A 13,935-nucleotide genomic window follows, 5' to 3' on the forward strand; every position below is an offset into this window, starting at 1 on the left:
GTCCAAATTTAAATAGTAAGCGTTGTGAATTGCTTAATACAAACATCCCGCTTTTTATGCGTTTAAAAAGTGACACCCATTATAAAATAAAAGGATTGTTTGCACTTATGCCTTCCACGCAATTACGGAAATCTCCACATTTACCTCTTTCGGAAGTGTCTTAACAGCAACACATTCTCTTGCGGGCTGAATTTCTTTGAAGTATTCCGAATACACTTCGTTTACTGTAGCAAAGTAATCCATGCTGCTCAAGAATATGCTGGTCTTTACCACATCCTTAAAATCATAACCTGCATTTTTTAAGATGGCACCAACGTTCTTCAAAACCTGATGTGCCTCATCAGCAACGCCTGTGCTGATCAATTCCATCGTTTCCGGAATCAAGGGGATTTGCCCTGAAACGTATAAAGTCTTGTCAGCTTTAATGGCTTGATTGTATGGACCGATAGCTGCAGGGGCTTTGTCGGTATTTAAGATTTCTTTTTGTGACATAATCGTATAGATTTATTCTTTTCTGTTACATGCTAATAAGGACTAAGATACAATTAGAGCGTTGAATATTTAGAAAAAAATGAAAACTGCCTATATTGCAGGATGAATCAAAACCTAGCCTTAAGCAATGGCCGGATCTTTACGGAATATCAGGTCTTAGATAACCATGCTGTACTTGTTAACAGAGATCGAATCCTAGCAATCGTGCCAGTGAGCGAGATTCCCGGTGATTTTGAGGTAATCGATGTGCAAGGAGGCAATATCTGTCCGGGGCTAATCGACCTGCAAATTTATGGTACGGGCAATGACCTGTTTTCTGCCGAGTTGACCGTGGAGTCCCTCTCTAGAATAGATAATAACTTACTGAAGCAGGGCTGTACATCGTATATGCCCACCTTGGCGACAAACACCTTAGCGGTTTTCAAAACGGCCATCAATGTGTTTCGCAAAGCGCAGTCCAAAGTAGCTTTAGGCTTGCATCTGGAAGGTCCTTTCCTAAATCCTGCAAAACGAGGAGCACATCCCGAAGAACTCATTATCAAAGCAACGAAGCCTTTGTTGGAAGATTTATTACAGGGTCAAGATGTGGTTAGAATAATGACCATTGCTGCAGAGTTAATGGATCAGGAATGCATCGACTATCTGCAGGAGCAGGGTATCCGCTTAACGCTTGGACATAGTACTGCCAGCTATCAACAAGCAACGTCTGCCTTTAATAAGGGGATAGGTATGGTAACACACTTGTGGAATGCCATGTCGCCATTCCATCATCGGGAAGTTGGAATACCGGGTGCAGCATTTTCGCATGCTTCCGTGGCAGCCTCTATTATCGTTGATGGTATACATGTGGATTATCAAGCGGTGCGACTCAGCAAAGAATTGATGGGCGAGCGTCTGTTTTTAATAACGGATGCGGTTGCTGCATGCAACAAGGGCGTCTATCAACATGTGTTGAACGGCGATCATTACGTCATGCCGGACGGTACACTTTCCGGTTCTGCGTTGTCTTTATTGCAGGCGGTGAAAAACTGCGTGCAGCAGGTCGGTATAGACCTGTCCGAAGCGCTACGCATGGCCACGCTTTATCCTGCACGCCAAATTGCGCGCGATGACATCGGGAATTTGAGATCCCAAAGTCTGGCGAATATCCTCGTTTTTGATTCGGAATATCGCGTGCAACAAGTTGTTTTTGAGGGGCAATTGATTATTTAACGTATAACTTATAGGTTACAATTTGACATAAACGTGCAAAAAGATGTAGTTTTGTAAGTTAAGAAACTGTATATGATGAGAAGATTTATTAGTCTTTGCGCGTTATCTGCGGTATTGTTTACTGGCGTTTCCTGCGGTTCAAAGAACAAGCAGAGCAAAGCCGCTAAACAAAATCCAACGGAAATAGCGAAGGAATCACAGGTTGCCAATCAGGTTCCTGAAACAAAAGACGCGGAGAAACCTGCAGAAACAAAACCTGTACAACAGGCGTCGAAAGTAGAAAAAAAAGAAAAGGCTAAGCCCGCTTTTACGGCGAAATTGCCGCAGGTTCCACGTGAATTCCGTGCTGCTTGGATCGCAACAGTCGCGAATATCAATTGGCCAAGTAAAAATAACCTATCAACGGAGCAACAAAAAGCAGAAGCGATCCGCTTGTTGGATATGTTGAAAGAAAACAACTTCAACGCGGTGATCTTTCAGGTTCGCCCTTCGGCAGATGCCTTATACAACTCCCCTTATGAACCTTGGTCGTACTTCTTGACCGGACAAATTGGTAAAGCACCTTCACCATACTATGATCCTTTGGAGTTTTGGGTAGAAGAAGCGCATAAAAGAGGGTTGGAGCTTCATGTATGGTTAAATCCTTACCGTGCCCACCATTCAAATGGCGGTTCGGTTACCAGCGAATCCATGGTAAGAAAAGCGGCAGACCATGTCGTGCGCCTTAGAAACGGTATGTATTGGTTTGATCCATCGAGCCAAAAAACGCAAGACCATGCTGCTGCGGTGGTACATGATATCGTCAAACGTTACGATATCGACGGGGTACATTTTGATGATTATTTCTATCCCTATGCGACCTACAACGGAGGCGCTGACTTCCCGGATGATGCGACATGGAACGCTTATAGACAATCTGGAGGAAAATTAAGTCGTGCTGATTTCCGCAGAGATAATGTTAATAAATTTATCAAACGCGTCTATACTGAAATTAAAGCAGAGAAACCGCATGTGAAGTTCGGTCTTAGTCCTTTTGGTATTTGGAAGCCCGGCTATCCTGCAGGCGTGACGGGTTCTTCACAATACGACGAGCTTTATGCCGACGCAAAATTATGGTTGAATGAAGGCTGGATCGATTATTTTACGCCTCAGCTTTACTGGCCGATTGACCCTCCAAGGCAAAGTTTTACAAGCCTGTTGAAGTGGTGGCAATCTGAAAACACCCATAATAGACATTTATGGCCAGGCTTAAATACGGTTGAAGTGAGGTCGCCAAACCGTGTGGAAGAGATCAAAAGACAAATCGAAGTGACGCGTCAAGTCGTTCCTAATTCGGTCGGTGCAGTGCACTGGAGTATCGCAGGATTGACGAAAAATCCTTCCATGCTTAAAGCATTGCACGAAGGACCTTATAGCCAACGTGCTTTAGTGCCCGCATCACCATGGCTTTCTGCAAATCCTATATTGAAACCTACGTTGATGTTGACAAAACAACCAAGTAGCATATTTGCAAAATGGTTACACAAGCAGCCGGAGCAGGTATTTAAATGGGTGGCTTATGCCCGTTATGGCGACACATGGAGCGTGGAGATACTAGATGCACCACAAACAGAAATTAGTTTCCCGAAATCCAAGAACGGACAAAAACTGAACGCAATTGCCGTGAAGCCAATTGACCGCCTCGGGAATGAAGGTGATTATATCGGAGAGAATATCGAAGATTAATAATATTAAGTAAAGAAGAAAGGCTGTCTTATATTTTAAGACAGCCTTTTTTTTTCTGAATATGTCTGTTTTCAATGATCAACAAGAGCACGTATCTTTATTATTAGTTTAATGGAAACGCGACAGATTTTATTTTAGTCATACCCCAACTATACCCCAACTATATCCCAACTATACCCCTATCAAACCCCTTTCGGAGCGGTTATGATTGGGGTTTGTATTGGGTTTGTATTGGGTTTGTATTGGGTTTGAAAGGGCTTTAACCTGAGCGAGGTCAGACCGAAGCATGGAGGAGCATAATCGCATGAGCTATGTTTCCTCATTCTGTATAATTTCCATTAGCTACAATTTCTGCAGTTCAGCTATAACCGTTTCGTAATATTTCCACCCTGCATAGGAGCTGTAAACTGCATAAAAATTGGGTAGGCTACGCTTATCAACAAAGAATGTTTTGTGTTTTTCGCGAGCGTTGCGTTACAAAATGCTCAATTGTCACCTTATTGTTACTTAAACGTGTTAATTGTACACTATGTATTCAGTCAACTATGTGGGGTAAAAGCGCTAAATCTTTCGGAAACTGATGTTTTTGCAGGGTTTTCAGGAAACGCTCGCAAACATGCGTTTTCGTTTTTATGCGTGTTTACTGCGTTATTTTGCTTAAAGTTGTAGGATTTACGCTATCGATTGCTTTTATATGCGGTATTTGTTTTAATTTTACGAGGTAAAGTACAGAATACCTGTTTATTTGGGCCAAATCAATACTTATGAAACTATTTTTGCTGCATACTGCACTACTCGGAGTTCTCTTAACAAACAGCTGTGGAATCACGTCAAAAACAGTGGTGAAACAAGAAGTTGCACAAGAGAAACCGCAAAACAACGCAAATCTTATTGTTCCGGGAGCTGATCAGCTTCAAGCTTACTTGCCTTTGCTTAAAGGTAAAAAAGTGGGCATCATGGGAAATCAAACATCGGTTGTAGGTGAGCAGAAAGAGCATTTATTGGATGTTTTGTTGCGTGAGAAAGTTGATTTGAAGTTCGGATTCGCGCCAGAGCATGGTTTCCGTGGCGACATTGAGCGTGGCGAAAAGGTAGACAATGCTGTGGATTCGAAAACGGGTTTGCCGCTTTTTACGCTTTACGGCGGAAACGAAAAGCAAGATTCTATCGTTAAGTCGATCGATGTTATGATTTTCGATCTGCAAGATGTAGGTGCTCGTTTCTATACTTATATCACCTCTTTACATCGTGTGATGGAATTATGTGCAAAGCATAATAAGGAATTGATCGTTTTGGATCGCCCTAATCCATGTGGCGATCAGGTGGATGGACCTGTTCGTAAAGACGACAAATTTAAATCTAACGTTTCCTTTCATAAGATCGCGATGGTACACGGTTTGACTGTGGGTGAGCTTGCGAAGATGATTAATGGGGAGAAATGGTTAGAAGGTGGAAAACAGTGTAAGGTAACGGTGATTCCTGTAGAAAACTGGGATCACAGCAAAATGTATGAACTTCCTGTTATTCCTTCACCGAGCTTACCGAACCACCTTTCTGTACGCCTATATTCATCCTTATGCTTGTTCGAAGGAACAGAGATCTCTGTAGGTCGCGGGACAGACTGGCCTTTCCAGGTTGTAGGGTATAACAACCCTGTTTATGGCGATTTCACTTATACGCCAGGCGAGAAAGCGGGAATGGTGAAGCATGTAGAAGGTAAAGGCGAAAAATTGTATGGACTTGATCTTCGTAGCTTAAATGCAGATGATCAGAAGTTCACGTTAAAGTATATTTTACATTTTTATAATAAGATGCCAGACAAGTCCAAGTTCTTCAGCCGCGCTGAATTCTTTGATAAACTTGCAGGTACCGACCAATTACGTAAAGATATTATTGCTGGAAAGTCCGAAGATGAAATTCGCAAGAGTTGGGAGCCGGAGTTGAAAGAATATAAAGAAATGCGTAAAAAATATTTAATCTACCCTGATATTAATTGAAAAACATGCGAAAGGCTCAAATAACATTTGGGCCTCTTTGCTTTTCTTTTTGCGCAAACACTTACAAAAACGCATAAAGAATTATAAAATCAGGTAAATATCTGTAAATTAGTTACGGTTTATTCATTATCTACAAATGAAAACGCCGAATTATGATAAAACAAACTTTTTAATTTTAATCGATAAGCAATGCGAAGACTTCTACTCTTTTCTCTCGCTCTAGGCTTAACTATGCCGTCCTACGCTTCATTTGCTGAGGCCTCGACTGCAAGTAACCTTAGAAAAAATGCAAGCTGGACGAATGCTTCTTCAGTTCTACAAAATACGGTGCAAGGAACCGTATCCGGTGCTGAAGGACCAATCGCTGGTGCAACAGTAACAGTTATCGGTACATCAACGACAACTGCTACAGATGGCAACGGTAAATTTACGATCACAGCTCCGGTAGGCTCCAAATTGAGGATCTCTTTCGTGGGTTATGACTCTAAAGAGGTTACAGTTGCTGGAAACACAGTAAACGTGACTTTGGAAGGCGCAGCTGATGTGTTGGATGAAGTTGTGGTAGTAGGTTATGGTACTCAGAAAAAGGAACACCTTACAGGTGCCGTTTCTTCCATCAATGTGGAAGAAGTGATGGGTAGCCGTCCGATTCCAGATGCAGGTCGTGGTATGCAAGGTACGATACCAGGGCTTTCGGTCGTTATCCCCTCTGGTGAGGTTGGTTCTGATCCGGTAATGAAGATTCGTGGTCAGGTAGCTTCCATCAAAGGGTCTTCTAATCCATTGATCTTAGTAGACAACGTAGAGATTCCAAGTATCAATATGGTAAATCCTAATGATATTGAATCGATCTCTGTATTAAAAGATGCGGCATCTTCATCTATTTATGGAGCGAAAGCAGCATTCGGAGTTATTTTGATTACGACGAAGAAAGGCGCAAAAGGCGATTCGCACAATGTGACTTACTCGAATAATCTTTCCTTGCAATCCCCAATGAAACCTATTGAGATTGCAGGTATCGATGGTTTAGAGTACACCTTAGAGGCGCATGAAAATATGAAAGCTGCCGGTCCTGCTGGTGGTTTCTGGCGTGTTAACCGGGAGAGCTTCGAAAAGATTAAAGAATGGCAACAGAAATGGGGCGGAGTTGTGAAGGATCATGATCCTGTTCTTTATGGCCGTGACTGGTATTTCGAAGGTGGTGAGAAGTACGGTTTGCGCTTATATGATCCGGCAAGTGTGATGATTAAAGACAATGCATTTTCGCATTTACATAATCTAGGATTGAACGGAAAAAGCGGAAATACAACTTATAACATGAGTGTGGGTTATCTAGGTCAACAAGGGATGATGAAGCCTGCAAAGGATGATGATTTCACTAGATATAATGCAACTGCAAATATTTCTACAAAAGTAAATAGCATCCTGACACTTCGTGGGGGGGCAATGTATTCTGATGGGACCAAACGTTATCCGAACTCAGCAACGGGTTTTGGTTCTGACCCTTGGTTGTATTTATACCGTTGGTCGAGATTATTCCCTATTGGAGCACAAGAGCATGATACCGATGTTCGCGACCCGTATTTCGATACTAAAAATGCACACACAGCAGAGAAAATCAATCGCTACTTAAACTTAAACTTAGGTACAACCATTGATATCATGGACGGTTGGGATTTGAAGATGGACTATGCTTACAGCACGCAGAATAACGGTGATAGAACTTCTATGCCAACTTTCAGAGGTGCTTGGCACTGGTATGCGCCTGTTGCATGGATTGAAAACGGAAATCCGGTTTATGTAGATGAGAATGGTATTCCTACAGACAATGGTGGAATTCCAGCCTACCGTTTCCCAGTGGAAACATATATTACGAAAGAGCAATCGAATATTTATCGTCGCTCATATTTTTCTAAAAAACATACCTTCAACGCTTTCACCACCTATAACAAAGTTATTGCTGATAAGCATGAAGTTAAATTCATGTTAGGTACCAATATGGTCGCTAACAAGTGGGAGGACTCTTGGGCGAGACGTACGAATTTAATCAATGAAGAAAATCCACAATTCCCATTTGCTACCGGTGTTCAAGAAAGTGGCGGTGATACCGATTGGGATTCTCAAGTTGGTTTCTTCGGACGTGCGAACTACACTTTCGCTAATAAATATTTGTTAGAGGCGAACCTTCGTTATGATGGTACTTCGAAATTCCCTACGCACTTACAGTGGAAATGGTATCCTTCTTTCTCAGCAGGATGGATTTTATCGAACGAGCGTTTTATGGAAAGCCTAAACCCTGTATTAAGTTTTGCGAAATTACGCGGTTCATGGGGTAGTATCGGTGACCAATCGGTGTCAAACAGCCTTTACATCCCTACCATGTCGATTACTCAGAACAACTGGTTGAATGGTGAAGGTCTCAAATATTATCAGTTAGGCACCCCTGCTGCAGTTCAAAGAAGCTTATCATGGCAAAATATTGAGCACTCGAATATTGGTGCTGACTTGCGTTTCTTCAATAAGTTGGGTGTTACTTTCGAATGGTTCCAACGCTATACCAAAGATATGATCATTCCAGGGGAAGTACCTCCGGCAACATTTGGTCAAAGCGCAGCTCCTGAAGGAAACTATGGTAACTTAAGAACTAGAGGATGGGAAATTGCATTAGACTATTCGCACAGATTTGATAATGGTCTAAGACTTTCTGCAAATGCGAATTTAGCAGATGCGATTACCGTAATTACGAAAGGTGCAGACTGGGCAACTCCATGGGAAAACCGCTTGGTGAATAGTGCCTATTCGACCGGAAGACGTTATGGTGATATCTATGGTTATGTAACGGATCGTTTATACCAAAAAGAAGACTTCTTGTACGACGCTGATGGCAATCATCAGAAAGTTACGATTGTTCACGAAGGTGTATCGAAAGTAACGAATCAATTAGCTGGGAATAATCCGGTGTACCAAACATTCTTTGAGGATGGTAATGGTATTATGATCATGAGCCCTGGTGATGTAAAATTTGTCGACGTGAATGGCGATGGTTATATCACAAACGGTGATAATACGAATGGTAATCCTGGTGACCGTGTCGTAATCGGTAACTCAACGCCACGTTACGAATATGGTTTCCGTTTAGGTGCAGACTGGAAAGGATTCGATTTATCCGTATTCCTACAAGGAGTTGGAAAACGTGAGATTTGGGGTTCTGGTCAGTTAGCTATTCCTGGTTATCATGTGAAGGATGGTGCAATGCCACAAGCTATTGCGGAAGATTTCTGGAAAGCGGATCGTACAGATGCTTTCTATCCTCGCGCTTGGAACTTAGGTGGTGTAGACGAAGGCTATGTAATGCGCCCTCAAACTCGTTACCTATTGGATATGTCTTACTTCAAAATCAAGAATATCACCTTTGGTTATGCGGTTTCAGAAAATGTGTTAAATAGAATTCACTTAAAAAATGCGCGTATCTACGTGTCATTAGAGAACTTCTTCACATTTGACAACCTACGTGGTTTACCGATCGATCCGGAAACTATCTCTGGAAATAGTATGCTACGTACAGATGGCAACTATAATTTGGGTAGAACAGGTACTGGTACACCGTCGTTCAAGTCCGCTTCTTTAGGTATTCAGATTGGCTTATAAACTTTAGGAGGAAATTATTATGAAAATTAAATATAGCATATTCGTCGCGGCAGCATTGGCACTAAGCAGTTTGAGCAGTTGTGAAAAATTCTTAGACAGACCGATGCTTACCAAAGCAGACGACGATAACGCATGGACGACAGAAGAAAATGTTCGTTTGTATGCAAATAAATATTACACCGACTTCTTCGTTGGTTATGGAAAAGGATTTGATAATGGTGATGCCCTTTTAGCCGGTTATACGTTTAGCGATGACTTATTGTTTCAAGGTAATCAGTCGCAGTTCACAAGAGCGGTACCTGTAAGTCAAATTTGGAGCTATAGCAACATCCGTTCGATCAACATCATGATTGACCGTGTGCAGAACAGAATGAACTCTGTTCTTAGTGCAGAAGCTTTTAATCACTGGATGGGTATAGGTCGTTTCTTTAGAGCGTTCCGTTATTCTCAATTGGTACAATCGTATGGAGATGTTCCTTACTACGATAGACCGGTAGATATTGATGAAACCGATGAGCTTTACAAAAAACGTACACCACGTGACGAAGTAATGGATCATGTGTATGACGATCTAAGCTTTGCTCTAGAGAATGTACGTTTGAACGATGGTGTTCAAAATGTAAACCGTTATGTGGTGGCTGGTTTCGTGTCTCGTCTTGCCATGAACGAAGGCTCTTGGCAAAAATATTATGATAAAAATAATGAACGCGCGAAGAAGTTTTTCGAATTAGCATTGAGAGCAGGCGAGATGGTTATCGCAAGTGGGAAATATGATATTGTTACTGATTACCGTTCGCAATTTACTTCCGAGAATTTAGCTGGCAACAAAGACATGGTTCTTTATAGACAGTATGACGACGCGGTTGATGTTAAACACACGATCCTTTCTCTACATAACTTAGCAGAGAATATAACGTATGGTCCAACGACCGATCTAATTAAATCATACATCTGTATTGATGGTAAAGTTTGGCAAAATTCGGATTTAGCGCCAGCGAGCGATTTTACACTAGATTCTTTGGTTAAGACAAGGGATTCTCGTTTTGAAGCTACGTTCCACACAGATCCTTCGATCAGAAATAGAGCGTCGTATTTATATATCACGAAATTCTTACCAAGAGATGTTCAAAACCGCGTCGCGTCTGGCGGAGCGCCAGGAGTTCCATATTCAGGAGCAAACAATACCACTGACGCGCCAGTATTGCGTTATGCCGAAGTATTGTTGAACTGGATCGAAACCAAGGCTGAATTAGCGACCCTTGGTGGTGTAGCAGTTTCGCAGGCGGATATTGACCGTTCAATCAACAAAATCAGACAACGTCCGTTGGCGGCAGAGGCTATTGAAAAAGGGGTGAAAAAGACAGCACCGATGAAGTTAGGCGACTTACCTCAGGATTCAGAGCGCGATGTTCAGGTTTCCAGTTTGATTTGGGAGATTCGTAGAGAGCGCCGTATGGAAATGACGTTTGAACATTCTCGCTTAGCAGATCTTAAGCGTTGGTCGAAATTGCAATACATGGATACACAGCAAAATCCAGACTTACTATCTGGCGGTTGGGTAAATTTCTTAAAAGAGCTACCTGGCGATTTGAAAACAGGTGTATCCGTTGTGAAGCTGAATGGACAGATTGAAGTTTTCAACGCTGCGGATCCAAGTAGTCCTGCGAAAATGAATGGTTTCTATCGTTATATACAAAATGCAGATCGATTACCGTTCCTGAATCAGGTGAATATAAACCCATACTTGTCGCCGGTTGGTAGAAACCAAATCGCTGAGTATGAAGCGAAGGGTTATGTCTTGGATCAAACACAAGGATGGCCGCAAAACTAATAATGAATTCATAATAGATTAACCATATGAAAATGAAATTAAACCGCTTTATTGGTGCTGTGATTATCGCGCTAATTGGCCTTGCAGGTTTTAGTTCTTGTTCGGAGGATTTTCCAGGTAATGTGGAATCCGATAAATATACAGATCTAAAAGCTATTCGCATTGTTAATGCGGGTAAAAGTGGAACGGAGGTTTTAGAAGGAAAGATAGATGAGAATAAAAAAACAATCTCCTTTCCGCGCATCGATACCTTATCGGATTTTTCAAACCTAAAATTTGAGGTGGAAACATCGGAGGGAGCGAGCATAGAAAATGCTGTTTATAATATTCCATATAAATCAGGCGATGCTGAAAAAGAGATTATTATCAAAGTGTTGAACGCTCCTCGATTTAAAGAATATAAGGCATTGATCCGTTTCAAAGTGCCTGTATATGGGGCAGACTTCACGAAGCCAACTGTTTTCGACTATTCGAGCAATCCGATTGGAAATCCTACTTATATTGGTTGGGGCGGACAGTTGACGAGAGGATCAGGATTTGATGGTAAATATGTATTAGTGGTTAGTAGAGGTGCTACAGGAATACATTTACTTCCAGTGGAAGATTTGAAAGCGAATCGTCTGAACCCAATAAAACTGAATGTAACAGGTGTTACCGGTGGTACTTACACGCATAATATGGGTGCTCAAATAAATGGACATAGCTATGTAGCCAATTTATCAACCGCTGCATCGTCGCCATTAAAAATCTATCACTGGGCAACCCCTACATCCGCTCCGGAAGTTATTGCCAACATCAATGTAGGTTCTATTGTAGGTGCTGGCGCTCGTCACGGAGATAATTTCTCGTTAGACTTGGATGCAAACGGAAATGGTTATGCGTTCTTCATCTCTGCGGGTGTTCAGGTTATGCGCGTGAAAATTGAGAATTATAATAAGGTTACAGAGACGATCTCTTTCGATACACGTACAACCTACGGACAATGGTCTTCATACAATCATATTGCCGGTACAGAGTCGTACCTAGTTACGGGTCATGATAAACCTATCGCTGTATTAAACAATGCGGGTAGTGTGGCCTATACCATGGGTGTTACTTCGATTCCAGTACACTCTGGGGATCCTCGTATCGTTAACTTCAATGGTCAACGTTATTTATTGGTGGTAACCATTCCAAGAACAGCAAATACAGCGCCTGATGCGGTAATGAGAATTTATAATATCACTGCAGGAGCAAACGTCGTTGATGCATTAACAGCATTTGAGCAAGGTGATAAGAAACCTGTGTATGAGTTCTCTATTTCAGCGGCGACCAATACTGCGCCTGGTACGCAATCAGGATTTTATGTGGTAAAAGATGCTGCTGGGAAAGACCAGAAATTAATGGTTTACGGAGCGACTACGGATGCCGGATTTGCAATCGTTGAGTTTCCTGTAAACGTGGCAACAGATTAATGAGATCTTTTGATTAATATAAGGAGAGAGGACGTCTAGCGCTGATTGTTGATCGGTGTTTGGGCGTCCTTTCTTTCTTTTAAAACCAATTATAGATGAAAAGAATATCAATTTATTTTAGCTTATTTTTTGTGCTTGCGCTATTGCTGAATAGCTGTAGCAAGAGTTCCGATGGACCAGGGACTACGCCAGAGCCTGAGCCTCCTGCAACGACTTTGAAATTTCCTACTAAGGAGATGCGAGGCGCTTGGATTGCGACCGTATGGGAGCTTGACTGGCCAGGAGTGCGTGGCGAAGCTGCGCAGAAACAAAAGTATATACAGATCCTGGATCGATTGAAAGCATTAAAATTTAACGCTGTGTTTTTTCAGGTCAAAGGGATGGGCGATGCGTTCTATAATTCGCCTTACGAACCTTGGTCTGCCGCACTGTCGGGAACACGCGGTGTGGATCCTGGCTACGATGTCATGAACTTCTTAATCGAAGAAACGCATGCTCGCGGCATGGAATTTCACGCTTGGATGAACCCTTACCGTATCTCTACGCGCGCATCAGCAACTGCAGCCTATCCGGCGCTACATCCGTCGGTTAATGCAAGCTGGGTAATCGACTATCCGACGATACGTATTTACAACCCGGCATTGCCAGAAGTGCGCCAGCGTCTAAATGATATTGTCAAAGATTTTATCACGAAATATAATGTCGATGGAATTCATTTTGACGACTATTTCTACCCTTCAGGTGAAACACATCCTGATGATGCCGATTACCAAAAATATGGGGCTGGTTATAGCAACAAAGCGGATTTCAGAAGAGGGAATGTAGACAAGGCGATTGAAGGGGTCTTCAATACAGTCAAAACAACGAAACCCCAAATGGTATTTTCCGTTTCACCGGGCGCCAATAAAGACAATAACTACAATGGGCTTTTTGCTGATGTAGCGAAATGGACTTCATCAGGCTGGGTTGACATTTTGATTCCTCAGCTTTATCAAGAAATCGGCAACTCTTTCAATCCTTTTGAGCGCAACTTAGCAACATGGTCTCAATTCCGTGGAAAAGCAGGTTTGGTGATTGGACATGGTTTTTATAAATTCGGGGCAGCCGATGGAGGTGCAGCGTTTCAAAATACAGCTGAGTTGGTTAAACAGTTTGATTTAGCTCGTAAAAATCAGTATGTAAGAGGGAGCGTGATGTATAGTTCGCGCGATATTTTAGCGAATCGCATTGGTATTACTGATAAATTAGCGGAGCTTTATTCGAAGGATGTCCTTATGCCTTTCTTTGGCCGAGCAGTTGCTCCACCGCCGGTTACACCGACGAATGTGAAGCTTACTGGAAATGAATTAACTTGGTCAACAACGGGCGATGTTAAATCGGCAGTTTATTATTTTGCGAGTTTGACAGCAGAAGGCGAGTTATTGGCTTTTACGAAAGAAACTAAATTAAGCGTTTCTAAATCTGGTTATTACGTGGTTACCACGGTAAATTCGGATCATGTAGAAAGTCAAGAATCAACACCTTTACAAAAATAACAAGAGGCTTCCTTAACCATAGGAAGCCTTATTAACGACCT

At 42.1% G+C, this 13,935-nt stretch carries 8 protein-coding genes; 7 read left to right on the plus strand and 1 reads right to left on the minus strand.

Translation table 11 applies throughout. The features are described from left to right. Positions 1-105: 105 nt before the first annotated feature. Entirely contained in the window at positions 106-492 is a 387-nt protein-coding gene (locus QYC40_RS01380; RefSeq protein ID WP_301991978.1) for a RidA family protein, read from the minus strand. 102 nt (positions 493-594) lie between these two features. On the opposite strand from QYC40_RS01380, the gene nagA reads away from it, so the two are divergent. The 7 genes from nagA to QYC40_RS01415 all read left to right on the plus strand — a co-directional run bounded on the left by nagA (position 595) and on the right by QYC40_RS01415 (position 13,894). Continuing rightward, entirely contained in the window at positions 595-1,704 is a 1,110-nt protein-coding gene (gene nagA, locus QYC40_RS01385) for an N-acetylglucosamine-6-phosphate deacetylase (protein WP_301991979.1), read from the plus strand. A 72-nt stretch (positions 1,705-1,776) separates the two neighbouring features. Continuing rightward, positions 1,777-3,429 (plus strand): glycoside hydrolase family 10 protein, encoded by a 1,653-nt coding sequence (locus QYC40_RS01390; RefSeq protein ID WP_301991980.1) that lies wholly within the window; start codon positions 1,777-1,779, stop codon positions 3,427-3,429. Between the two features lie 764 nt (positions 3,430-4,193). After that, positions 4,194-5,426, plus strand: coding sequence for a DUF1343 domain-containing protein (locus QYC40_RS01395; RefSeq protein WP_301991982.1), 1,233 nt, complete (start codon positions 4,194-4,196; stop codon positions 5,424-5,426). Between the two features lie 189 nt (positions 5,427-5,615). Then, entirely contained in the window at positions 5,616-9,074 is a 3,459-nt protein-coding gene (locus tag QYC40_RS01400; protein WP_301991983.1) for a TonB-dependent receptor, read from the plus strand. Positions 9,075-9,093: 19 nt separating this feature from the next. Continuing rightward, complete coding sequence (locus QYC40_RS01405; protein ID WP_301991984.1) at positions 9,094-10,905, plus strand: RagB/SusD family nutrient uptake outer membrane protein; 1,812 nt, start codon at positions 9,094-9,096, stop codon at positions 10,903-10,905. Positions 10,906-10,931: 26 nt separating this feature from the next. Next, complete coding sequence (locus QYC40_RS01410; RefSeq protein WP_301991985.1) at positions 10,932-12,359, plus strand: DUF4623 domain-containing protein; 1,428 nt, start codon at positions 10,932-10,934, stop codon at positions 12,357-12,359. Between the two features lie 95 nt (positions 12,360-12,454). Further along, positions 12,455-13,894 (plus strand): glycoside hydrolase family 10 protein, encoded by a 1,440-nt coding sequence (locus QYC40_RS01415; RefSeq protein ID WP_301991986.1) that lies wholly within the window; start codon positions 12,455-12,457, stop codon positions 13,892-13,894. Positions 13,895-13,935: the final 41 nt, after the last annotated feature.

It is taken from the genome of Sphingobacterium sp. BN32, from assembly GCF_030503615.1.
Classification (GTDB): domain Bacteria; phylum Bacteroidota; class Bacteroidia; order Sphingobacteriales; family Sphingobacteriaceae; genus Sphingobacterium.